The sequence below is a fragment of the Amycolatopsis vastitatis genome (genome assembly GCF_002234595.1).
Classification (GTDB): domain Bacteria; phylum Actinomycetota; class Actinomycetes; order Mycobacteriales; family Pseudonocardiaceae; genus Amycolatopsis; species Amycolatopsis vastitatis.
This window is the reverse complement of the sequence record NZ_NMUL01000018.1, coordinates 1-21,499: the sequence shown is the minus strand read 5'-3', so window position 1 is coordinate 21,499 and position 21,499 is coordinate 1. Positions and strand designations below refer to the sequence as shown.

The window sequence follows — 21,499 nt, the reverse complement described above, 5'->3', positions numbered from 1 at the left end:
ATGACGCGGAACAGCTCCTGGAGGTGCGATGGGTGCCGAGGTGGTCATCGAAGGTCTGACGAAGTCCTTCGGTAAGCAGACCATCTGGCGGGACGTCACGTTGACGCTCCCCCCGGGCGAAGTGTCGGCCATGCTCGGCCCGTCAGGGACCGGCAAGTCGGTCTTCCTCAAGTCGATGATCGGGCTGCTCAAGCCCGACCGCGGCCGCTGCGTGATCAACGGTGTCGACATCGTCACCTGCTCCGAGCACAAGCTCTACGAGATCCGGAAGCTCTTCGGCGTCCTCTTCCAGGACGGCGCGCTGTTCGGCTCGATGAACCTCTACGACAACGTCGCCTTCCCGCTGCGCGAGCACACGAAGAAGTCCGAGACGGAAATCCGCCGGATCGTCCTCGAAAAGCTCGACATGACCGGTCTGAACGGCGCCGACAAGAAGCTCCCCGGCGAGATCTCCGGCGGTATGCGCAAGCGCGCCGGCCTGGCCCGCGCCCTCGTGCTCGACCCCGAGATCATCCTGGTCGACGAGCCGGACTCGGGCCTCGACCCGGTCCGCACCACCTACATCTCGCAGCTGTTCCTCGACGTCAACGCGCAGATCGACGCGACGTTCCTGATCGTCACCCACAACATCAACCTGGCCCGCACGGTGCCGGACAACCTGGGCATGCTCTTCCGCAAGGAACTGGTCATGTTCGGCCCCCGCGAGGTGCTGCTGACCAGCGAAGAGCCGGTCGTCAAGCAGTTCCTCAACGGCAAGATGCAGGGCCCGATCGGCATGTCCGAGGAGAAGGACTCCGCCCAGATGGCCGCCGAGCAGGCGATGTTCGACGCCGGCCACCACGCGGGCGGGGTCGAGGACATCACCGGGGTGCCGCCGCAGATGCAGACGACGCCGGGCGTGCAGACCCGGATGGGTGCCGTGCGCCGGAAGGACCGGGTCATGGAGATCATGCACCGGCTGCCGCCGGCCGCGCAGGAGAGCATCATCGAGTCGCTGAGCCCGGAGGAGCAGCGCCACTACGGTGTGCGGCCGCACCGCGGGCAGCCGCAGCAGGTCGGCGCGCGCCCGCAGGGTGACGGCGTCCCGAACCAGCACCACGGGCAGCTGCCCGCCGACCAGGTGGCGCGCATCCCGGGCGGCGGCCAGCCGCCGAGACCCGGCACGCACCGGATGCCACCACCACGTGACAACGGGCCAGGTGGCCGGTGAGCTCTCCCGCAACACAGGCGAAGATCCCCGGGATCGGCATGCTCCGCGAGACCGGGAACCTGTTCGCTCTCGGCCTGGACATCGTCCGCGGCCTGTTCCAGCGCCCGTTCCAGCTGCGGGAGTTCATCCAGCAGTCGTGGTTCATCGCGAGCGTGACCATCCTGCCGACGGCCCTGGTGGCCATCCCGTTCGGCGCGGTCATCTCGCTGCAGTTCGGTTCGCTCGCCCGCCAGCTGGGCGCGCAGTCCTACACCGGCGCGGGCTCCGTGCTCGCCACCGTGCAGCAGGCCAGTCCGCTGGTCACCGCGCTGCTGGTGGCGGGCGCGGGCGGCTCCGCCGTCTGCGCCGACATCGGCGCCCGGACCATCCGTGAAGAGATCGCCGCGATGGAGGTCCTCGGCGTCTCCGCGGTCCAGCGGCTGATCGTGCCGCGCACCCTGGCCATGATGCTGGTCGCGCTCCTGCTCAACGGCATGGTCAGCGTCATCGGCGTGCTGGGTGGTTACTTCTTCAACGTCGTGCTGCAGGGCGGGACGCCGGGTGCGTACCTGGCGAGCTTCTCGGCCCTCGCGCAGCTGCCCGACCTGTGGGTCGGTGAGCTCAAGGCGCTGATCTTCGGGTTCATCGCCGCCGTCGTCGCGTCCTACCGGGGGCTCAACCCCTCCGGCGGCCCGAAGGGCGTCGGGGACGCGGTGAACCAGTCGGTGGTCATCACGTTCCTGCTGCTGTTCGTCGTGAACTTCGTGATCACCCTGATCTACCTGCAGATCGTGCCCGGAAAGCTGGACTAGCGCCATGACGTTCCTCCAGGGCGCGAAACGCGTCGCCAACCGTCCTTTGCAGACGCTGGACACCCTCGGTGACCAGATGTCCTTCTACGGCCGCGCTCTGCTGTGGACACCGCGGACGCTGCGCCGGTACACGAAGGAAGTCCTCCGGCTGCTGGCCGAGGTGAGCTTCGGCTCCGGCTCGCTGGCCGTCATCGGCGGCACGGTCGGCGTGATGGTCGGCCTGACGCTGTTCACCGGTGTCCTCGTCGGCCTCCAGGGCTACTCGGCGCTGAACTCGATCGGGACGTCGGCCTTCACCGGCTTCCTGACGGCGTTCTTCAACACCCGCGAGATCGCGCCGCTGGTCGCCGGGCTCGCCTTGAGCGCCACGGTCGGCGCCGGGTTCACCGCCCAGCTCGGCGCGATGCGGATCTCCGAGGAGATCGACGCCCTCGAGGTCATGGGCGTGCCGAGCCTGCCGTACCTGGTGACGACGCGGATCATCGCCGGGTTCGTCGCGGTCATCCCGCTCTACATCATCGGCCTGCTCAGCTCGTACCTCGCGTCGAGACTGGTCGTCATCTACATCTACAACCAGTCGGCGGGCACCTACGACCATTACTTCGACCTGTTCCTGCCACCGCAGGACGTGCTCTATTCGTTCATCAAGGTGCTGCTGTTCAGCGTCCTGATCATCCTGTCGCACTGCTACTTCGGGTACCGGGCGACCGGTGGCCCGGCCGGTGTCGGCGTCGCGGTCGGCAAGGCCGTGCGGCTGTCCATCGTCACGGTGTCGATCATGAACTTCTTCATCGGGTTCGCCATCTGGGGAACCGACGTCACGGTAAGGATCGCGGGATGAGGACGCTCCGGCGCAGGCTGCTCGGCCTGCTTCTCATCGCCGTGATGGTCGGCGGGGTGGCGCTGTCCATCGCGCTCTACGACAAGGCGTTCACGCCGGTCGTCACGGTCAAGCTGGAGGCCGACAAGATCGGCAACCAGCTGATCAAGCAGTCCGACGTCAAGGTGCGCGGGCTGATCGTCGGCTCGGTGCAGGACATCATCGCCACCGACCACGGCGCGGAGCTGACGCTCGCGCTGAAGCCGGATTCCGCGAAGCTCATCCCGGAGAACGTCTCGGCGCGGTTCCTGCCGAAGACGCTCTTCGGCGAGCGGTTCGTCTCGCTGGAGATCCCGAAGGACCCGTCGGCGAAGACGCTGGCCAGCGGCGACGTCATCCCGCAGGACCGCACGTCGAGCGCGGTCGAGCTGGAGCAGGCGTTCTCCCACCTGATGCCGGTGCTGCAGGCGGTCCAGCCGCAGAAGCTGTCGGCCACGCTCACGGCGATCTCGACGGCGCTGTCGGGCCGCGGCGACCAGCTCGGCGACACGCTGTCGCAGCTGGGCACCTACATCGGCGAGCTGAACCCGCACGAGCCGGAGCTGCAGCACAACCTCAAGGCGCTCGCGGAGTTCTCCGACCACCTCAAGGACGCGGCGCCGGACCTGGTGCAGAGCCTGGACAACCTGAGCACGACGACCCGGACCGTGGTCGACGAGCGGCAGAACCTGTCCAACCTCTACGGCAGCCTGACCCAGGCCTCGGTGGACCTGCAGACGTTCCTGCAGAACAACAAGGACAACATCATCTCCCTCGTCGACACCGCGCGGCCGACGGCCGAGCTGCTGGCGAAGTACGCGCCGGAGTACCCCTGCGTGATCTCCCAGATGGCCAAGAACGTGCCGCTGATCGACCAGGCACTGGGCAAGGGCACCGACCAGCCCGGCCTGCACGCGACGATCGAGATCATCGTGCCGCGCGCGCCGTACGAGGCGGGCAAGGAAGAGCCGCGGTTCGACGACAAGCGCGGCCCGCGCTGCTACGACATCAAGGACATCCCGAAGCCGTTCCCGTCGGAGCCGCCGGACGGCGCGTTCAAGGACGGTACGAAGCACCAGGCCGCGCCGAAGAGCGTCGGCGAGGGGCTGAACCCGGCGAAGTTCAAGGCGGACGCGGCCGGCGGTAACGACGGCGGCGGCGACCTGGCGTACTCGACGGCGGAGCAGGGCTTCCTCGCCGATCTGCTGGGCCCGCAGCTGGGCATGAACGCCGCCGACGTCCCGGGCTGGAGCGCGCTGCTCGTCGGCCCGCTGTACCGGGGTGCGGAGGTGACGGTCAAGTGAGGGGCCTGCTCGCGCCGCTGATCAAGCTCGGCGTCTTCGTGGTCGTCACCGTGGTGCTGACGACGATCCTCGGGATCAGCATCGCCAACATCAACACCACCAGCACCAACGCCTACAACGCGCGCTTCACCGACGCGACGCTGCTGCTGCCCAACGACGACGTCCGCATCGCCGGCGTCCGGGTCGGGCAGGTCAAGGACGTCAAGATCGTCGACAAGCGCCAGGCCGAGGTCGAGTTCGAGGTCGACGCCGGGCGCACGCTGCCGGCCGGCGTGACCGCGCAGATCAAGTTCCGCAACCTGGTCGGCCAGCGGTACGTCTCGCTCGGCGAAGGCGACGACACCTCCGGCAAGACGCTGCAGCCGGGCGGGACCATCCCGCTGGAGCGGACCACGCCGGCGCTGGACCTGACCGAGCTGTTCAACGGCTTCAAGCCGTTGTTCACCGCGCTCAACCCGGACGACGTCAACAAGCTGTCCTACGAGGTCATCCAGGTCCTGCAGGGCGAGGGCGGCACCGTGGAGAGCCTGCTGTCGCACACCGCGTCGCTGGCCACCACGATCGCGAACAAGGACCAGGTCATCGGCGAGGTGATCGACAACCTCAACTCGGTGCTCGACACGGTCAATGCGCACACGCCGCAGCTCAACGACCTGATCGTCAAGCTGCAGCAGCTGACGTCCGGGCTGGCCGCCGACCGCAAGCCGATCGGCGACGCGATCGAGAGCCTCGGCAACCTCGCCCAGACGACGTCCGGCCTGCTGGGCGAGGTCCGCGAGCCGCTGAAGAACGACATCAGCGCGCTCGGCGGCCTGACCCAGCAACTCAACAAGAACGAGCCGGAGCTGGAGCACTTCATCCAGTTCCTGCCGACCAAGGTGAGCACGCTGACCCGCACCGCCGACTACGGCTCCTGGTTCAACTTCTACGCCTGTGAGTTCTCCGGGAGCGTGAGCTTGCCGCCACTGATCAACGACGTCGCCCTGCCCCTGCTGCCGGCGAACCGGGAGAGGTGCAAGGGATGAAGTCGTTCCAGAGCCGCAACCCGGTGCCGATCGCGCTGGTCGGGATCGTCGTACTGGCGCTCGGTTTCATCGCCGCGCTCAACTCCGAAGACCTGCCGGTGATCGGCGGCGGCACCACCTACAGCGCCGAGTTCAGCGAGGCTTCCGGGCTGCAGAAGGACAACGACGTCCGGATCGCCGGCGTCAAGGTCGGCAAGGTCAGCGACATCGAGCTCGACGGCACGTCGGTCAAGGTGTCGTTCAAGGTCAAGGACGCCTGGCTGGGCGACCGGACCAACGCCGCGATCAAGATCAAGACGCTGCTCGGGCAGAAGTACCTGTCGCTGGACCCGCAGGGCCAGGGCGCGCTGAACCCGGGCACCGCGATCCCGCGTGATCGCACGATGGCCCCTTACGACGTGCTCGACGCGTTCCGCGGGCTCTCGCAGACGGTCGACAACATCGACACCAAGCAGCTGGCCCAGAGCTTCGACACCATCTCGCAGACCTTCGCCAACACGCCGCAGGACGTGAAGGGCGCGCTGTCGGGGCTGTCGAAGCTGTCGGACACGATCGCCTCGCGCGACCAGCAGCTGTCGAACCTGCTGGCCAACACCCGCGAGGTGTCGCAGACCCTGGTCGACCGCGACGCCGAGGTGCAGAAGCTGCTGAACGACGGCAACGACCTGCTCGCGGAGCTGGCCAAGCGCGAGGACGCCATCACGGCGTTGCTGAACGGCTCTCGCGAGCTGGCTACGCAGCTGCAGGGCCTGATCGACGACAACTCGAAGCAGCTCGACCCGGTGCTGACCCAGCTCGACCAGCTGACGTCGATGCTGCAGCGCAACCAGGACTCCCTGGCCGAGGGCATCAAGAAGTTCGCCCCGTTCATCCGGGTCTTCACCAACACCATCGGCAACGGCCGGTGGTTCGACAACTACATCTGCGGCCTGCTGCTGCCGTCGTTCGGCCCGATCAACGAAGAGGGGTGCTACACGAAATGAGTGACACCCGCTTCGGGCAAGCCCTCACCCGGGGGTTCACCATCGCGATCGTCCTCGCGCTCGTCGTCGCCGGCGGGATCTGGTGGACGCTCAAGGACGCCGGCCGCAACCACCTGACCGCGTACTTCGCCGGCGCTGTCGGCCTGTACGAGGGCAACAGCGTGCGGATGCTCGGCGTCGACATGGGCACGGTCACCAAGATCACGCCGATGGGCAACCAGGTGAAGGTCGACTTCGAGTACGACCGCAAGGTCGCCGTCCCGGCCGACGCGAAGGCGCTCATCGTGGCGCCGTCGCTGGTGTCGGACCGCTACGTCCAGCTCGCCCCGGCCTACACCGGCGGCCCGCGGATCTCCGACGGCGCGGTCATCGGCCTCGACCGCACCGAGGTGCCCCTTGAGGTCGACCAGCTGGCCGCCAGCCTGGCGCGGGTCAGCGAGACCCTCGGCCCGAACGGCGTCAACAAGACCGGGTCGCTGTCGAACCTGCTGAACACCGCGGCGGCCAACGTCGACGGCAACGGCCAGGCCCTGCACGACACGATCACCAAGCTCGGCCAGGCGGCCGGGACGCTGGCGGGCAACAAGGACGACCTGTTCTCCACCGTGGAGAACCTCGGCAAGTTCTCGCAGACGCTGGCCGACTCCGACAACCAGGTCCGCACCTTCGAAAGCAGGCTCGCCGACGTCAGCGGCTACCTGGCGTCCGAAAAGGACAACCTGGCCGCGACCGTGCAGCAGCTGGGCACGACGCTGACCGCGGTGCAGGCGTTCATCGACCAGAACCACGATCGGCTCAAGTCCAATGTGGACAAACTGGCCGGTGTCACGAAGGTCCTCGTCGACCAGCGCAGCTCGCTCGCCGAGATCCTCGACGTCGCCCCGGTCGGCCTGAGCAACCTGGTCAACACCTACAACGGCTCGGCGGGCACGCTCGACGCCCGGCCGAACCTGAACGAGCTGACCCAGCCGCCGCTGGTGATGATCTGCCGGCTGCTCAAGCAGGTCGGCACCAACAGCATCCCGGACGTGCTCGGCAACGCCTGCGAGAGCATCGCCGGCGTGGTCGACAAGGTGATCCCGCTGCCGTCCGTGGCGCAGACCGTGCAGGCCCTGCAGTCCGGTCAGCTGCCGCCGCTCCCGCTGCCCGTCGCCGGGCAGCTCTACGGAGGTGGCCAGTGAAGAAGCTCCTGTCCGTCGGAGCGCTGGCCACCGTGTCGGCGTTGACGCTCTCCGGGTGCGCGTTCAACGGCATCTACGACCTGCCGCTGCCCGGGGGTGCCGACCTCGGCGACCACCCGTACACGGTGAACGTCGAGTTCCGGGACGTGCTCGACCTGACCCCGCAGGCCGGGGTGAAGGTCGACGAGGTGCCGGTCGGCCGGGTCGAGAACGTCGGGCTCACCAAGGACGGCTGGCACGCGCTGGTGACGCTGAAGGTCAACGGCGGAGTCAAGCTGCCGGCCAACGCGATCGCCAACGTCAAGCAGTCCAGCCTGCTGGGGGAGAAGTACGTCGAGCTGGCTTCGCCCGGCGACGACCAGGCCCAGGGCAAGCTCGCCGACAACGCGACCATCCCGCTGGCCCGCACGAACCGCAGCGTCGAGATCGAAGAGCTGCTCGGCGCGCTGTCGCTGCTGCTCAACGGCGGCGGGATCGACCAGCTCAACACCATCACCAAGGAACTCAACAAGGCCACGTCCGGCCGCGAGCCGGACATCAAGGCCTTGCTGGACAACGCGAACCAGCTCGTCACGAACCTGGACAGGCAGTCGAAGAACATCACCCGGGCCATCGACGGGCTGAACCGGCTGTCCTCGACCCTGAACGACCAGAAGGACAAGCTGGTCGGCGCGGTCGACAACCTCGGTCCCGGGCTCGGCGTGCTGGAGCAGCAGCGCGGCCAGCTCGTCACCATGCTGCAGGCGCTCGACAACCTCTCCGGCGTCGCCACCGACACGGTCAACAAGTCGCAGAAGGACCTCGTCGCCGACCTGAAGGCGCTGACCCCGACGTTGCAGAAGCTCGGCGAGGCGGGCAACGACCTGCCGAAGGCCCTGCAGATCCTGCTGACGTTCCCGTTCAGCGACCAGGCCGTCAACGACGTCAAGGGCGACTACTTCAACCTGTTCGCGAAGGTGGACCTGAACCTGAAGACGATCGTCGAGAACCTGGGCAACAGCAGGCAGAACGCCCTCAACGGGCAGCTGCCGCTGGCGGGCCTGACCGGCGGGGTCGCAGGCACGCCGGCCAACCAGCCGCCGCCGCTGCCGATCCCGGGCGCCGGTCAGCAGTCCGGGTCGTCGCAGCCGGGCCTCGGCAACCTCTTCGGGCTCCTGGGAGGTGGCAGCTGATGTTGCTGCGCAGGACGAAACTCCAGCTGGTCGCCTTCGCGGTCATTTCGGTCGTCGCGATCGTGTACGCGCTGATCCGGTTCGCCGGGCTCGGCAGCGTGTTCGGCAACGACGGCTACACGGTGAAGCTCCAGCTCAACGAGTCGGGCGGGATCTTCACCAACGCCGAAGTCACCTACCGCGGCTACAACATCGGCCGGGTCGGCGAAATGCGGCTGACCCAGAGCGGGCTCGAAGCCGACCTGAACATCGACCCGTCGGCGCCGCAGGTGCCCGCGGACCTCGACGCCGTCGTCGCCAACCGGTCGGCGGTCGGCGAGCAGTACGTCGACCTCAAGCCCAAGGCCGACAAGGGCCCGTACCTGCAGGCCGGCTCGGTCATCCCGGCGTCGAAGACGACCACCCCGGTCAGCACCGACCGGCTGATCGGCGACCTCGACTCGCTCGCGGCGTCGGTCCCGGTCGACTCGCTGCGCACGGTCGTCGACGAGTCCTACGACGCGTTCCGCGGCACCGGCGGCGACCTGCAGAAGCTGCTCGACACCGCGCGCAGCTTCACCACGACCGCGCAGCAGTACCTGCCGCAGACGATCCAGCTCCTCGACGCCGGCGGCCAGGTGCTCGACACGCAGAACGCCGAGGCGGCGAACTTCGCGTCGTTCAGCAAGAGCCTCAACGAGCTCACCGGCACGCTGAAGAACTCCGACGGCGACCTGCGCAAGCTGATCGGTATCACGCCGCAGGTGGCGTCGCAGATCAGCCAGGTCCTGCGGGAGTCGGGACCGGGGCTGGGCGCGCTGACGGCGAACCTGCTCACCACGGCCAACCTGACCGTGACCCGGCTCGACGGCATCGAGCAGGGGCTGGTCACGTATCCGGCGCTGGCCGGCGCCGCGAGCAGCGTCGCCCCCGGCGACGGCACCGCGCACCTCGGGCTGGTGCTCAACCTGTTCAACCCGCCGTCCTGCACCAAGGGCTACATGCCGTACTCGCAGTACCGCACGGGCAACAACCTCACTCCGCGGCCCGCGGACGACAAGGCGTACTGTGCCGAACCGAAGGGCAGCCCGATCAACGTCCGCGGTGCGCAGAACGCGCCGTACGGCGGGGTGCCGGTCGCGCCGTCCGACGCGGACGTCTCGGCCAACGCGAACCGTCCGGCGGAGGAGCTGGCCGAGGAGCGGAACACCCGGGGTGTGCCGGGCATCGTCGGCAGCCCCGGCGTCAGCCTGAACAGCCTGGGTTCGCTGCTCGGCCTGACCTGACGTGGATTTGATGACCGTTACCTACCCTGGAGTGCTATGAGTTCGGACGAGCCGGCCGCCACGGCGGTGCAGGAGGCCGAGGAGCCGGCCGAGGTCTCCGAGACGCCGTCGAGGGCGTCGTCCTCGCGGATTCTCGTGCTCGGTGCCGCGGCGCTGGCGCTGGCCGCGCTGATCGCGGCGGCGATCTTCGGGATCATGTGGTGGGCGGCCGCGTCCGACGACAACGCCGACCTGGCGGCTTCGCGCGAGGCCGTCGTCAAGGCGGGCACCAACGCGCTCAAGGCGTACACCGAGGTCGACTACACCGACCTCGACGGCTTCTTCGCCCGGCAGAAGGCCGTGTCGGACGACAAGATGGGCCAGCAGATCGACCAGTCGGCGCCGACGTTCCGCAAGGCGCTCTCCGACGCCAAGACGAAGGTCACCACGGACGTCCAGGACATCGCCGTCGAGGAGCTGGACGACCACGAAGGCAAGGCCAGCTTCCTCGCCGCCATCGCCACGACCGTCACCCAGGGCGACAAGAGCAGCGCGAAGCCGCTGCGCCTCGAGGTGTCGATGACCCGCGTGGGCGGCGAGTGGAAGCTGTCCGGCATCGACAGTGTCCCGCTCGTCGCGGCCGGCCAGTAGCGTCCCCAGAAGGAGCTTGTAGTGCCCCCCTCCCGCCGCCAGCCCAGCTCTTCGCCGTCGCGCCGCCCCCGGGTGGCCGGTCTGCGCAAGCCCTCGGTGGACGAGTCCGCCGCCGAGCGGACCGGGCAGCTGCCCGCGGTGCCGCCCGTCGAGCGAAAGCCGCGCCCGCGCCCGGCTCCGCGTCCGGCCGAGCCGGTTTCCTCCGCCGAAGACACGGCGGTGTTCGCGGCCATCGGCACGGAGGAGGAGCCGCAGGTCGACGCGCTCACGGGCGAGGCGGCCGAGGAGCGCCCGGCGCCGCGGCGGAAGAAGCGCGACGAGGGGACCGCGAAGCCGACCGACGTCTCCGAAGTCCCGGTTTCCGACGAGCCGTCGCGGCCCGCCGCGGGTCCGCAGAAGCCGTACGTCGTGGCGGGTGCGCTGGTGCTCGTGGCGCTGATCCTGGGCGGGCTGGCGTTCTGGTTCCGGACCGAGGAGGTCAAGATCTCGTCGGCGACCAGCAACACCGCGCTGCTGGACGTCGCGAAGACGGCGCAGGTCAAGGACGCCGTGTCGAAGGCGGCCGAGGCGCTGTTCTCCTACGACTTCAACAACATCAAGAAGACCGAGGACGCGGCGAACGACCTGCTGGCCAACGACGACGTCCGGAACAAGTACAACTCGCTGATGGGCGAGGTGAAGCGGCTCGCGCCGGCGCAGAAGATGATCGTGACGTGCAAGGTGACGCGCGCGGCGGTGATCATGCTCAACGGCGACCTGGCGAAGGTGATGGTCTTCGTCGACCAGACATCGACCCGCACGGACACGAAGAAGACGACGGCGGGCACGGCCCAGCTCCACCTGAACGCCCAGCTCCAGGGCGACAAGTGGAAGATCACCGACATGGACACCTACAACGCCCCGAAGGTCCCGGCGCCGTCGTCGTCGGCCCCGGCGCCGTCGAAGTAGGCCGGCCACAGCGTTTCTTCGGCTTGGGTGCCAGCGGCGACGCGCTGGTGTTCCTGGTCGGCGCGGTGCCGCCGGAGGCCCGAGGCCGAATCCTGACGTCCGTCCGGGTGATGCGCTGAACCGGGTGGAACGACTGACTCACTCCCCGTCGTCTGATAGCGTGATTTGCTGACAGAGTGTGTTCGGGCGCTCACGAGAGCTTCGGGGAGGAAGTTCCGATGCCTGATTTCGCGCGAAGTGTGACGGGTTCGGCAGGCTACCGAGTACCGGCCGACGACCCCTCGTTCAAGGGCGTCCACGCGACGGAGATGCACGCACTGCAGGAGCGCTTGAACCAGTCCGCCGCCGGTGGTGGCTTGGGTGGGTTCAAGCTGGACGTGGAGCAGATGCAGACGCTCCTGCCCCAGTGGAAGGACCTCCGCGACACCCTGGACTGGCTCCGCCGGCAGGGTGCGGACCTTCGCTACGTTCGTGCGCCGGCAGCGGACGAGTCCAGCGCGATGCACAACAACGCTGCTCTGACTCATGCTGAACTCTATCGCCGAAATGTCGCGGATCAGTGGTCGTATGCGGACGGATACGTGAAGTCTTTAGAGAAGATGATCCAACGATATGAAGGCAGCGATGCGTCGGCGAAAGCAACGTTCGACGTGATGGGGACGGATCTTTGATGCACGCGCGTGTCTTGTTGGCGATCGGGATCACCACGCTTTTGGCGGGCTGTTCCCCTGAAGTCGCGGGGACCCCGTCTCCGGCGGTGAGCGCGAGTACTTCGTCGGTGCCGGATGGTGTGCCGAGGGTCGAGCGACCACTGGACACGTCGAAGTTCGAGAAGGATCCCTGTTCGGCACTCACTGTCGGTCAGTTGTCCCAGCTGGGCATCACCACCGAGCCCAAGCCGATGCCGGAAGACAAACTCGGGCCCAGTTGCGACTGGAATGCCTACGATGAAATCGGTCTGACCGTGGGTGCCCGGTTGCTCACCATTGGAAGCAGTCTTGCCAATTTGTACAAGCAGCACGAGCAAGGTGAATTGCCACTATTCCAACCGGTGGTAATTTCCGGGTATCCGGGGATTCTGGTCGATTTGGACAACGCGAAACCGCAGGGAAAATGTTCTGCCGAAGTGGGCGTGCGAGACGACTTGCTCTACAGCGTTCAGGTAACGATCTCGTCTGATGCGAAAGACTACGCAGATCCGTGTCCGGTGGCGAAGAAGGCTGCGGAGCTGGCTGTCTCCACCATGAAAGGGTCCTGATGGCTGAGTACACCGCCCAGCAGATCGTCGACTTCCTGAAGTCCGGCGATGGACCCGACAGTCTTTTCGCCTCCAGCGAGCTGGCCCAGCAAATGGCCGCCAAGCATGTCGAGGCGCGGGACATGATGACTCGCCTCCAGGCCGCCATGAGCGAGGCCTGGTCCGGCGATGCCGCCGCCCAGGCGCAGGCGGGTGCCGGACCTCTGCTCGCCGCCTCCGAGGTCAGTGCCGTCCACCTCGCCGCTGCTCAGAACTCCCTCATGACCCAAGGGGCCGACTACGCCGACCTGCGGAACAAGGTCGGCGACGGACCCGGGCCCCAGCCGCAGGAGGACTTCCTCAGCCGGACCTTCCCGATGTTCACCGACAAGGACGAGCAGATCGCCGGGTGGAACGCCAAGGCTCAGGAAGTCGTCCAGCACTACGGCACCTACGCCGGCCAGAGCGGGGAGAATGCCGCCGGTCTGCCTCAGGACTACGGCGAACTGACGCTCCCCGCCGGCGGTGCCGACATCGAACACGCCGAGAAGCCGGCTGCCGTCACCCCCTCAACCGGGCGCGACGACCACCGGACGGGCACCACCACGCAGGTCGAGCACCGCGGCACCGACGTGTCCGCGCAGCAGCAGCGTCCGAGCACCGACACCCCGAGCGCGAACACCACCGTGCCCGTTCAACAACGCCCCGGCACCGGCCAGGACGACACGACCCGGACCACCGGCCTCACTCCCGTCGCGCACACCGGCCCCGGCGACGGCACCATCCGGCCCAGCCCGATCAACCCCGGCTTCGGCCGGGACGGCGGCTCGGGCGACGTCAACACCCGCCTCGGCCTCGGCGTGCCGGTGATCGACGGCCCGGGTGGGACGGGCCGGTTCGGTACACCCGGCACCGGCGGCGAGCCCGGTGGCGCCCGCGGCAGTGAGCCCGGACGCACCGGCGGCAGTGAGCCCGGGCGCGGCGGCGCAGGCAGCGGACGCGGCCTCGGAAGCGAACCCGGCGGCCGCAGCGGCGTCGGACGGTTCGGCGAACCCGGCGTGGCGCGGCCAGGCGCCGCCGGCGCCGCAGGGAAACCCGGCGCCGGCGCCATGGGCGGACCCCTCGGCCGCGGCGGCGACAAAGAAGAGGACAAAGAGCACAAGCGGCTCGACATCCTCCAGGAACCCGACCCCGACGAGCTGTTCGGCGGGTTCCCCGACGGCATGAAACCTGTTCCGCCGACCATCGGCGCCTGATGGTCGTTCGGCAGGAAACTGTCCTGAACGCGGGGAGCGTGCACTGGGCGGCCGAACGGCTGGGGCTCACGCTCCCGCCCGTCCTCGCGCCCGAGCCGGTGTGGCGGAGCCCCGATGCGGAGGCGCAACGCACCGAAGCCGCGCGGGAAGAGCTGGCCGCGGAGGGGCTCCTCGACCGGGACGAGCCCGGTGAGGATCTCGAAGACAGCCTGCGGCTTCTCTGCCGCGCGCCGGCCGAGGTGTCGGCCTACGTGCAGAGCGAGGAGCTGACCTACCGGCTGCACGCTGCCGCCGAGCGGCGGTCCGGGGCGTTCGCTTGCTACCTGCCCCGCGACAGCCGGATCCTGCTTCGGCCCGCCCGTCTCGAGGCGCTGGCCAGGGTGGTCGTCCGCGAACTTCCCGATCACCCGCCCGCGCGGTCCGTCTCCTACTCGGTGCCGGTCACCGAGCTGACCGCCGACGAACCCCGTGGGGACGCCGCCCGCGTCGCAGCGATCTTCAGGCAGCCGCGGTACGCCGGTGGGCAGATCTTCGCCGCCGTCCGGGACCATCGAGGCCATCGCCGCAGCGAGCCGGTCACCTTCGTCGACACCGGCCAGGGACGCTGGCTCAGCCACCTCTCCGCGGACGGCCGGTTCGTGATCACCGTCAGCGGCTCCGATGCCGCCATGGTCGCCAAGCTCGACGAGCTGAGGCACGAGCTGTCACGCCGATAAGGTCGGACTCAAAGAACCGCGAAAGGTGCATCGATGAGCGTCATCCCCGACAGCCACCGCGACCTGCTGGAGCGGCCGCTGTACGCCCACCTCGCCACCGTCCGCCCGGACGGGAAACCGCAGGTCAACCCGATGTGGTTCGCTTGGGACGGCGAGTACGTCCGCTTCACGAACACCACGGTCCGGCAGAAGTACAAGAACGTGACCGCCCACCCCGAGGTCGCGCTGTCGATCAACGACCCCGAGCAGCCGTACCGGTACCTCGAGGTCCGCGGCACGGTCGAGCGCATCGACGAGGACTCCGACGGTGAGTTCTTCGCCGAGCTGGCCGACCGCTACGGCCTGAAGCTGGATGGCCCGCCGGGAGACGTCCAGCACCGCGTCGTCTACGTCGTGAAGCCGACGTCGGTCAGCAAGCAGTAGCCGGTGGGAGTCGAGCAGGCCTCCGCGGCCCTGGTCGGCTTGGCGGTCGGGGACGCGTTCGGCGCGCAGATCCTCCTGCCCGGTGACCACCCCGACGTGCAGGCGCGGCGGCTGCCGTCCGCGCCGTGGAACTGGACCGACGACACGGAGATGGCGTGCTCGGTCTTCACCGTCCTGAAGCGCCACGGCGTCATCGACCAGGACGCGCTGGCCCGGTCGTTCGCCACCCACTTCGACCCGGACCGCGGTTACGGCCCGGGTGCCGAGTGGCGGCTCAACCAGATCCGCGCCGGACAGCCGTGGCAGGCGGTCAACGTCACGAACGGCCGCGGCTCCTGGGGCAACGGCGCCGCCATGCGCGTGGCGCCGCTCGGCGCGTGGTTCCACGGCAACCTGCCGCAGGCACTGCGCCAGGCCGAGCTGTCGGCGGTCATCACGCACGCGCACTTCGAGGGGGTGGCGGGCGCGGTGGCCGTCGCCGCGGCGGCCGCGCTGCGCGCCGCGTCCCCGGGGCTCGCCGGGCCGGACCTGCTGAACCAGGTCATCCCGCTGGTGCCGCCCGGCCGGGTCCGCGACGGCCTCACGATGGCGGTGAAGATCGCCGACGCGCGCGAAGCCGCGGACACGCTGGGCACGGGCCGCGAGATCGCCGCGCACGACACTGTGCCGCTGGCCCTGTGGATCGCGGCCCGGCACGCGAACTACGTCGACGCGCTCTGGACGGTCGCCCAGCTCGCCGAGGACGTCGACACCGTGGGCGCGATCGTCGGCGGCGTGCTCGCCGCGGGCGGGACGCCGGTGCCCGCGGACTGGCTCGCGGCCTGCGAACCCCTACCGTCCTGGCTCGGGTGACCGGACGATCGGCGGAGCGCCGGGAGCGTCGATCCGCTCCTCGACGAACTCGACGCTGGAAGGTGTCACCCGGTAGCGCAGTGACCAGCCGCCGGCCCGGCTCGAGTTCGTCACCATCAGCTCGGTGCCCTGGAGTTCGATCTCGATGCCGCCGTACTGACCCGGCACCGGGAACCACAACTTGGGTTCGGCCAGCTCGGTGATCGGCGCCAGCTGGGGGAGTCGCAGCTGCTGCCGCAGCACGAAATCGGCGTAGCGGCCGCCGCGGATGAGCATGGCCAGGTGCTCTTCGAGCCCACGGAGGACGTCTTCGGCCAGCGGATGCCGGACGACCGGTTCGAGGATGCCGGACAGGTGCTGGTGCCCGCGTTGCCGCGCGATCGCCAGCGGCGTGTGCCCCGAGGTGGTGCGCAGGAGCCGCCAGGCGCCGAGTTCGACCAACCGCTGCGCCACCTCGACGGGCGCGCCGTGCCAGGCCACCTGGTGCAGCGGCGCGAAGCCCTCCGTACCGCCGGGCCGGGTGCGGTTGACGCGGCTGGTGGCCAGCAACGCGAGCATCTGCGACCAGTGGCCGTTGCGCGCCGCGTCGGCGATCTGGTCACGGCGGGCGACCTCATCCGGGGCGTAGCTGGTCCGCAACGTCACGCCATCCCACTCGTGATCCTCGGCGGCGTTCGGCTGCGGCTGCGGCTTGCGTTCGTGCACGGGGTACAAGCTGCCATCGGGCGCGACGCCGGGCGCGAAGTCGTACTTGGCGGGCTGCCGCGGCGGCTCCACGGGGCGTTTGAGCCGTTCTTGTCGCGCCTTGTCCAGTTTTTCGATAGTCCGTCGGTCCTCTTCGGAGGGAACGTAGTTCTTGTCCTTCTCCGCGAATTTTCGAGCCAGCTCCCGATTCAGCTCGCGGAGCGCCTGCTCCTCTTCCTCGCTCATCTCGAGGTGTTGGTGACGCCTCGCTTCTTCATCTGGCATTGCTGCGGCTCCTAGCTGACGTCACGTAGTTTGACCAGCCACTGTTGCAGGGCCTCATCGAACTGTCGTTCTTTGACTTGGAATTTTGTTCCCGGAGGGAAGAGTACTTCGGCCTCGCCGCCGCTGTGGGTGGAGAGATTGCGGATGTCGCGGCCGGTCACCGATTCGACCTCGAACTGGACGTTGCCGGGGAAGGACTTGATCCTGTCCGTGCTGAAGAAGGCCGGCTCTTCGACCACGGCCCCCGGTTCGTACCGGTCGATGAGGTCGGCAAGTTTCTGACCGGTGACCTGGATGCCCCGGGACACTTCGCCTTCGTAAGTGGGCATCTGGTTCAGGCCGGAGGTCACCGACCTCGCATGGGCGTCGTAGCGGTCGATGAGCGCCGGATCGCCTTCGCGCAGGCCCTTGTTCATTTCTTCGTAGAAACTGTTGCTCGTGTAACCGCGGACGCCGACCAGGTCGGCTTCCGGAATGCCCGCGAGTTCCGGGTGCTCGGCCACGATTTTCTGGACCTCCTGTGCGCGGAGGTGATAGTCCGGGTACGCGTCGCGGAGCGCCGCGTGGTCCGCGTCGGTTGTCCGGAAGTGGGGGTCGCCGCCGTAGTCGGGAGGCGGTACGGGCTCGGAAGCCGGAGCGGGGCTGTGACTGCTCGTCGGCGCGTCGTCCGGATGCGCCACGTCGTCGAAGGGGCCGCCGTGCTCGCCGACGGGGCCGTCGCCGTGGTGGCCGAGGGGATCCGAATAGTCGAAGCCGTCTTCGTCGAAGTGGTCCAGCCGATCGGCGATGTCCGGCTTCTCGTGAAAGGACGGCGGTGGCTCGTCTGGCACCCCATGTCCGGCCGGGCCGAAGTCGTGGCCCGCCGGGCCGAAGTCCTCGGCCGGAGGCGGATGCTCCACGAACCCCGCCGGCCGCTCGGCGGCCACCTCCGCCGCGTCACGGCCGGCCGTCACCGCCGCCGACTCCGCGGCTTCCTCGCCCACCGCGGCGGCACGCTCTCCCGCCGCTCCCGCGCCGTCCGTGGCCAGCGCCAGCGCGACGTTCGGGACCAGCTTGCCCATCGCCTCGAAGGGGTCGCTGCCCCAGCCGTCGCCGAGCATTCCCTTCAGCATGTCCAGCGGGTGGTTCACCGTGTGCAGCAGCCCGGCCGCCGTACCCGAAAGGCCTGCGAGGTACTCCGCCGGGTGTGTCACGTTGTACGGGTCCAGGGGGTTGAGCGACCGGCCGAACTTCAGGATGCCGCCGACGCCCTTGGCGATGCCGCCGTAGAAGTGGACGAGCCCGTCGCCGCCCTCCTGGAGGAGGTCGGCGCCTTCGGCGAGCAGGCGGTCGGTGAAGCGGGGCTCGGCGGGGGCCGCGGCAGTCGCCTGTTCCAGGGCCGCCTTGGCGCGGTCGCCCGCCGTGTTCCGGCGGGTGCGGGCGTCGTTCAACAGCTGCTGGGCCCGGCCGAGTCCCTCCGCGCCCGGGTCGGTGAACGCGCCGGGCTGCCCGCCCGTGATCACCTGCTGGTTGTAAGCGGCCCGCGCCTGCTCGGACTGCTGCTTCGCCGCGGCGAAGAGCCGTACGGCCTCTCCAGCCTGCTGCTGTGCCCACTGCACGACGTCGCCGAAGGCGGTCAACGCGGCCGAAGCACGCGTACACGCTTCGGCGGCGTCGGACCACTGGGTGGGGTGCTGCCGGTACTGCGCGCGGAACTTGTCCGCGGCTTCACCGGTCCAGTGGGCGGTGTCGATCCGCCGGAGCCCGTCGGCGGTCTTGCCGAACGCCGCGCCGAACTTCGCCAGGTGGCCGGCGGCCGCCTTGAGCGCGCCGGCGTCGCCGTGGACGAGCTTCGCCGGGTCGTCGGTCTGCCCGAGCTGAGCCTCGCCGACCTCGGCACCCAGCGTGTCCGCGACGCTGTCGCCGAAGCCGTCGACGGCCTCGGCCGCGGAGTGCAGGCCGAGCGCGTCCAGGCCGTCGCCGGCGACGTGCGCGGCCTTGTCCGCGACCTCGCCCACGCCGCGGCCGACGGCCTCCAGGCCGTCCTCGGCGCCTTCTTCGATCTCGTCGAGGAACTCCCAGACCCCCATCACCGCTCCTCGGGGGCCGGGCCGAAGACGTCGTCCTCGGCCCGGGCGAACTCGTCGCCCGCGCCGGCCAGCCCGGCGGCCGTCTTGCCCAGGCCGAGCGGTCCCTCGGCGAGGTCGCGGCCCTCCGCCTTCCACTGCGCGGCCATCTGCTGCCCCGCCTTGTCCCACGAGTCCGCGCTGTAGTCCGGGCGCTCCCCGTCGGCCAGCTGCTGCCAGGACTGCTGCCCGGCCTGCTCGTCGCTCAGGTGCGGGTTGCCGCCGACGTCGACGGCGACGTCTTTGAGCAGGCCGAGCGCGTACTGCTCCATGTCGTGGTAGCGGCCCGCGGCGAGGCCGAGGCGCGCGGCGATCTGGTTCCCGTCCTGCACCAGCGTCCGCACGCCCCACTCCCAGCGTTCGCAGAACTGCTCGAACGCGTCCCGCAGGCCGGCGTGCCCCGTCTCGAGGCCGGACAGCTCCAGCTCGGAGAACCCGCGCCCGGCCACGGCGCCTTCGGCGAACCCGAGCGCCTTGAGCTCGGCGATCGCCTCGTTGATCCCGTCGGCGGTCTCCTGCAGCGCGGCCGGTTCGAGGCCGTACCCTTCGCCGGCCATCAGGCGTCCAGCGCCAGCTCGTCGGGCACGATCCCGCGCATCGGCGGCAGCAGCATCGGCTGCCCGCCCGCGACGTCGAGGGCGACGCCCACCGGCGCGACGGTCAGCAGCCGGCGGCCCAGGGTGGTCAGGTAGGGCTGCTCGGCGTCGCCGTCGCCGCCGCGGGCCAGCGTCCACGCGGCCAGCTCGGCGGGCGAGGTGAAGGCGAAGACCCAGCGGATGCCACCCGCGTCGGCGGCGCTCAGCCCGCCGTCCGGTGCGAGCGGCACGAGGACCACGGTCGCGCGGAAGGCCTCGACCATCGCTTCGCCGTCGCCTCGGCCGGCGCGGACGCGCTCGATCAGGTCGGTCAGATCGGACAATTCGACTACCCCTCGATCACGAATGATCTCCCTCCGTGCACGATAGCCAGTCGCCGTCGTTCGCGGGAGCCGGGCAAAACGGGTGTGACTTGTGTGGCACCCGGGACGGTGACGGAGGTTCCGGTCCGGCGCGCCGCGGGAACGTGAACCACCCGCGCGACGGGCGGCCGCGATCGTGGCGTCGCACCCCCGGAAGTGACAAATCCGCAGGTCCAGCCGCGTTGCTGGCGCTACTGGCCGGTAACCGGAATGATATTCGGCCGCTCACGCTCCGCTGAACCTCTTCGACGATGCGCCAACCGGCGGGACCCCCGTGTGGCATCTTGACTCCGGCGCCCGGTGGGTTCACGCTTACTCCCGACGGCGAAACCGGCGGCCCTTGCGGGAGGGACCAACCGGTCAGCCTGGAGGCATACCTGAAGACGTCGCGAGGCAGGCTGGGCCCCATCGGGAGCGCCCCCTGGACAGACCGCGCCGTTCGGGCTAGACTGCCTCTTTGCGCTGCCCTCTTTCAGGCTGCCCGGAGCCGGTAGTTAGGATAGTGGGCACACGGCACCCTTGACAGTCGCTCATAGCTGTTGCTATGGCGGCCGTCACCGCTCATTGTCCCCGGAAGGACGCATCTTGGCAGTCTCTCCCGCGAACCAGGCCACTGCTGCGACCACCTCGGCTGAATCTCGCTCGGAGTCCACGGGAATCCCCGGCGCGCCCAAGCGGGTTTCCTTCGCAAAGATTCGCGAACCCCTGAACACCCCCAACCTGCTCGACGTCCAGATCCAGTCGTTCCAGTGGTTCACCGGGGACGAAGCGTGGTTCGAACGCCGTGTCGAAGAAGGTGAAGAAAACCCGGTCGGCGGCCTCGAAGAGGTCCTGAACGAGATCTCCCCGATCGAGGACTTCTCCGGTTCGATGTCCCTGTCCTTCTCCGCTCCGCGCTTCGACGAGGTCAAGGCCTCGATCGAGGAGTGCAAGGACAAGGACATGACGTACGCCGCGCCGCTGTTCGTCACGGCCGAGTTCGTCAACAACAACACCGGTGAGATCAAGAGCCAGACGGTCTTCCTCGGCGACTTCCCGGTCATGACCGACAAGGGCACGTTCATCATCAACGGCACCGAGCGTGTCGTCGTGTCCCAGCTGGTCCGCTCGCCGGGCGTCTACTACTCCAAGGACGTCGACAAGACGACCGACAAGGACGTCTTCAGCGTCCGCGTCATCCCGAGCCGCGGCGCGTGGCTCGAGTTCGACGTCGACAAGCGCGACACCGTCGGCGTCCGCATCGACCGCAAGCGCCGCCAGCCGGTCACCGTGCTGCTGAAGGCGCTCGGCTGGACCACCGAGGCGATCCGCGAGCGCTTCTCCTTCTCGGAGACGCTGCTGGCCACCCTCGAGAAGGACCACACCGCGGGCACCGACGAGGCGCTGCTCGACATCTACCGCAAGCTGCGCCCGGGCGAACCGCCCACGAAGGAGAGCGCGCAGACCCTGCTGGAGAACCTGTTCTTCAAGGCGAAGCGCTACGACCTGGCCAAGGTCGGCCGGTACAAGGTCAACAAGAAGCTGGGCCTCGAGACGCCGTACGACACCGGGACGCTGACCGAAGAGGACATCGTCACGACCATCGAGTACCTGGTCCGGCTGCACGCCGGCGAGG

Annotated in this window: 21 protein-coding genes and 1 pseudogene; 18 read left to right on the top strand and 4 right to left on the bottom strand. The window is 69.0% G+C overall.

Annotated features, from left to right (window positions below; all coding sequences use genetic code 11):
* Window positions 1–28: 28 nt before the first annotated feature.
* The 17 genes from CF165_RS20010 to CF165_RS19930 all read left to right on the top strand — a co-directional run bounded on the left by CF165_RS20010 (window position 29) and on the right by CF165_RS19930 (window position 15,852).
* Window positions 29–1,210, top strand: coding sequence for an ABC transporter ATP-binding protein (locus CF165_RS20010; RefSeq protein WP_093949060.1), 1,182 nt, complete (start codon window positions 29–31; stop codon window positions 1,208–1,210).
* A 38-nt stretch (window positions 1,211–1,248) separates the two neighbouring features.
* On the top strand, window positions 1,249–2,001 hold the full coding sequence (locus tag CF165_RS20005) for an MlaE family ABC transporter permease (RefSeq protein ID WP_013222532.1): 753 nt from the start codon (window positions 1,249–1,251) through the stop codon (window positions 1,999–2,001).
* 4 nt (window positions 2,002–2,005) lie between these two features.
* A complete protein-coding gene (locus CF165_RS20000; protein WP_003060266.1) occupies window positions 2,006–2,842 on the top strand; it encodes an MlaE family ABC transporter permease in 837 nt (278 codons plus the stop codon).
* The gene (locus CF165_RS19995) at window positions 2,839–4,164 is read left to right on the top strand and encodes an MCE family protein (protein ID WP_093949059.1); all 1,326 of its coding nucleotides are present in this window, start codon (window positions 2,839–2,841) and stop codon (window positions 4,162–4,164) included. Before CF165_RS20000 ends, CF165_RS19995 begins: the two co-directional genes overlap by 4 nt.
* Window positions 4,161–5,189, top strand: a complete 1,029-nt coding sequence (locus CF165_RS19990) for an MCE family protein (protein WP_093949058.1) — start codon at window positions 4,161–4,163, stop codon at window positions 5,187–5,189. Before CF165_RS19995 ends, CF165_RS19990 begins: the two co-directional genes overlap by 4 nt.
* The gene (locus CF165_RS19985) at window positions 5,186–6,172 is read left to right on the top strand and encodes an MCE family protein (RefSeq protein ID WP_093949057.1); all 987 of its coding nucleotides are present in this window, start codon (window positions 5,186–5,188) and stop codon (window positions 6,170–6,172) included. The genes CF165_RS19990 and CF165_RS19985 overlap by 4 nt, the downstream gene beginning before the upstream one ends.
* On the top strand, window positions 6,169–7,353 hold the full coding sequence (locus tag CF165_RS19980; RefSeq protein WP_093949056.1) for an MCE family protein: 1,185 nt from the start codon (window positions 6,169–6,171) through the stop codon (window positions 7,351–7,353). Before CF165_RS19985 ends, CF165_RS19980 begins: the two co-directional genes overlap by 4 nt.
* The gene (locus CF165_RS19975) at window positions 7,350–8,525 is read left to right on the top strand and encodes an MCE family protein (RefSeq protein ID WP_093949055.1); all 1,176 of its coding nucleotides are present in this window, start codon (window positions 7,350–7,352) and stop codon (window positions 8,523–8,525) included. Before CF165_RS19980 ends, CF165_RS19975 begins: the two co-directional genes overlap by 4 nt.
* A complete protein-coding gene (locus tag CF165_RS19970) occupies window positions 8,525–9,790 on the top strand; it encodes an MCE family protein (RefSeq protein WP_093949054.1) in 1,266 nt (421 codons plus the stop codon). Before CF165_RS19975 ends, CF165_RS19970 begins: the two co-directional genes overlap by 1 nt.
* Window positions 9,791–9,826: 36 nt before the next feature.
* The gene (locus tag CF165_RS19965) at window positions 9,827–10,420 is read left to right on the top strand and encodes an Rv1363c family protein (protein ID WP_093949053.1); all 594 of its coding nucleotides are present in this window, start codon (window positions 9,827–9,829) and stop codon (window positions 10,418–10,420) included.
* 72 nt (window positions 10,421–10,492) lie between these two features.
* Window positions 10,493–11,368 (top strand): hypothetical protein, encoded by an 876-nt coding sequence (locus tag CF165_RS19960; RefSeq protein WP_093949052.1) that lies wholly within the window; start codon window positions 10,493–10,495, stop codon window positions 11,366–11,368.
* Between the two features lie 218 nt (window positions 11,369–11,586).
* Window positions 11,587–12,039: a hypothetical protein gene (locus tag CF165_RS19955; protein WP_143268617.1), complete on the top strand. Its 453-nt coding sequence runs from the start codon at window positions 11,587–11,589 to the stop codon at window positions 12,037–12,039.
* Complete coding sequence (locus CF165_RS19950; protein ID WP_093949050.1) at window positions 12,039–12,626, top strand: DUF3558 domain-containing protein; 588 nt, start codon at window positions 12,039–12,041, stop codon at window positions 12,624–12,626. Before CF165_RS19955 ends, CF165_RS19950 begins: the two co-directional genes overlap by 1 nt.
* Window positions 12,626–13,861, top strand: a complete 1,236-nt coding sequence (locus CF165_RS53430; RefSeq protein WP_093949049.1) for a hypothetical protein — start codon at window positions 12,626–12,628, stop codon at window positions 13,859–13,861. Before CF165_RS19950 ends, CF165_RS53430 begins: the two co-directional genes overlap by 1 nt.
* The gene (locus CF165_RS19940) at window positions 13,861–14,577 is read left to right on the top strand and encodes an ESX secretion-associated protein EspG (RefSeq protein WP_093949048.1); all 717 of its coding nucleotides are present in this window, start codon (window positions 13,861–13,863) and stop codon (window positions 14,575–14,577) included. The genes CF165_RS53430 and CF165_RS19940 overlap by 1 nt, the downstream gene beginning before the upstream one ends.
* Window positions 14,578–14,610: 33 nt before the next feature.
* Entirely contained in the window at window positions 14,611–15,000 is a 390-nt protein-coding gene (locus CF165_RS19935; RefSeq protein WP_093949047.1) for a PPOX class F420-dependent oxidoreductase, read from the top strand.
* Window positions 15,001–15,003: 3 nt separating this feature from the next.
* A complete protein-coding gene (locus tag CF165_RS19930) occupies window positions 15,004–15,852 on the top strand; it encodes an ADP-ribosylglycohydrolase family protein (RefSeq protein WP_093949046.1) in 849 nt (282 codons plus the stop codon).
* Here the strand turns inward: CF165_RS19930 and CF165_RS19925 are convergent.
* Genes CF165_RS19925 through CF165_RS19910 form a run of 4 tightly spaced genes read right to left on the bottom strand, consistent with a single transcriptional unit; the run spans window position 15,832 to window position 19,845 of the window.
* On the bottom strand, window positions 15,832–16,782 hold the full coding sequence (locus tag CF165_RS19925) for an ankyrin repeat domain-containing protein (RefSeq protein ID WP_093949045.1): 951 nt from the start codon (window positions 16,780–16,782) through the stop codon (window positions 15,832–15,834). The two genes, CF165_RS19930 and CF165_RS19925, sit on opposite strands and share 21 nt — an antisense overlap.
* Before the next feature lie 50 nt (window positions 16,783–16,832).
* Complete coding sequence (locus CF165_RS19920) at window positions 16,833–18,890, bottom strand: putative T7SS-secreted protein (protein ID WP_093949044.1); 2,058 nt, start codon at window positions 18,888–18,890, stop codon at window positions 16,833–16,835.
* Complete coding sequence (locus CF165_RS19915) at window positions 18,890–19,483, bottom strand: hypothetical protein (RefSeq protein WP_093949043.1); 594 nt, start codon at window positions 19,481–19,483, stop codon at window positions 18,890–18,892. Before CF165_RS19915 ends, CF165_RS19920 begins: the two co-directional genes overlap by 1 nt.
* Complete coding sequence (locus CF165_RS19910) at window positions 19,483–19,845, bottom strand: SseB family protein (protein ID WP_205660917.1); 363 nt, start codon at window positions 19,843–19,845, stop codon at window positions 19,483–19,485. The genes CF165_RS19915 and CF165_RS19910 overlap by 1 nt, the downstream gene beginning before the upstream one ends.
* Window positions 19,846–20,469: 624 nt before the next feature.
* Between CF165_RS19910 and CF165_RS19905 the strand changes: the two are divergent.
* A pseudogene (locus CF165_RS19905) lies at window positions 20,470–21,499 on the top strand (DNA-directed RNA polymerase subunit beta); the annotation flags it as partial.

What these genes read in the sequence shown, in the direction of transcription:
- CF165_RS19950 (WP_093949050.1), top strand. Translation starts at nt 12,039, where the DNA reads ATGCACGCGCGTGTCTTGTTGGCGATCGGGATCACCACGCTTTTGGCG.
- CF165_RS19955 (WP_143268617.1), top strand. Translation starts at nt 11,587, where the DNA reads ATGCCTGATTTCGCGCGAAGTGTGACGGGTTCGGCAGGCTACCGAGTA.
- CF165_RS53430 (WP_093949049.1), top strand. Translation starts at nt 12,626, where the DNA reads ATGGCTGAGTACACCGCCCAGCAGATCGTCGACTTCCTGAAGTCCGGC.
- CF165_RS19920 (WP_093949044.1), bottom strand. Translation starts at nt 18,890, where the DNA reads ATGGGGGTCTGGGAGTTCCTCGACGAGATCGAAGAAGGCGCCGAGGAC.
- CF165_RS20010 (WP_093949060.1), top strand. Translation starts at nt 29, where the DNA reads ATGGGTGCCGAGGTGGTCATCGAAGGTCTGACGAAGTCCTTCGGTAAG.
- CF165_RS19980 (WP_093949056.1), top strand. Translation starts at nt 6,169, where the DNA reads ATGAGTGACACCCGCTTCGGGCAAGCCCTCACCCGGGGGTTCACCATC.
- CF165_RS19965 (WP_093949053.1), top strand. Translation starts at nt 9,827, where the DNA reads ATGAGTTCGGACGAGCCGGCCGCCACGGCGGTGCAGGAGGCCGAGGAG.
- CF165_RS19935 (WP_093949047.1), top strand. Translation starts at nt 14,611, where the DNA reads ATGAGCGTCATCCCCGACAGCCACCGCGACCTGCTGGAGCGGCCGCTG.
- CF165_RS19925 (WP_093949045.1), bottom strand. Translation starts at nt 16,782, where the DNA reads ATGAGCGAGGAAGAGGAGCAGGCGCTCCGCGAGCTGAATCGGGAGCTG.
- CF165_RS19915 (WP_093949043.1), bottom strand. Translation starts at nt 19,483, where the DNA reads ATGGCCGGCGAAGGGTACGGCCTCGAACCGGCCGCGCTGCAGGAGACC.
- CF165_RS20000 (WP_003060266.1), top strand. Translation starts at nt 2,006, where the DNA reads ATGACGTTCCTCCAGGGCGCGAAACGCGTCGCCAACCGTCCTTTGCAG.
- CF165_RS20005 (WP_013222532.1), top strand. Translation starts at nt 1,249, where the DNA reads ATGCTCCGCGAGACCGGGAACCTGTTCGCTCTCGGCCTGGACATCGTC.
- CF165_RS19985 (WP_093949057.1), top strand. Translation starts at nt 5,186, where the DNA reads ATGAAGTCGTTCCAGAGCCGCAACCCGGTGCCGATCGCGCTGGTCGGG.
- CF165_RS19940 (WP_093949048.1), top strand. Translation starts at nt 13,861, where the DNA reads ATGGTCGTTCGGCAGGAAACTGTCCTGAACGCGGGGAGCGTGCACTGG.
- CF165_RS19995 (WP_093949059.1), top strand. Translation starts at nt 2,839, where the DNA reads ATGAGGACGCTCCGGCGCAGGCTGCTCGGCCTGCTTCTCATCGCCGTG.
- CF165_RS19970 (WP_093949054.1), top strand. Translation starts at nt 8,525, where the DNA reads ATGTTGCTGCGCAGGACGAAACTCCAGCTGGTCGCCTTCGCGGTCATT.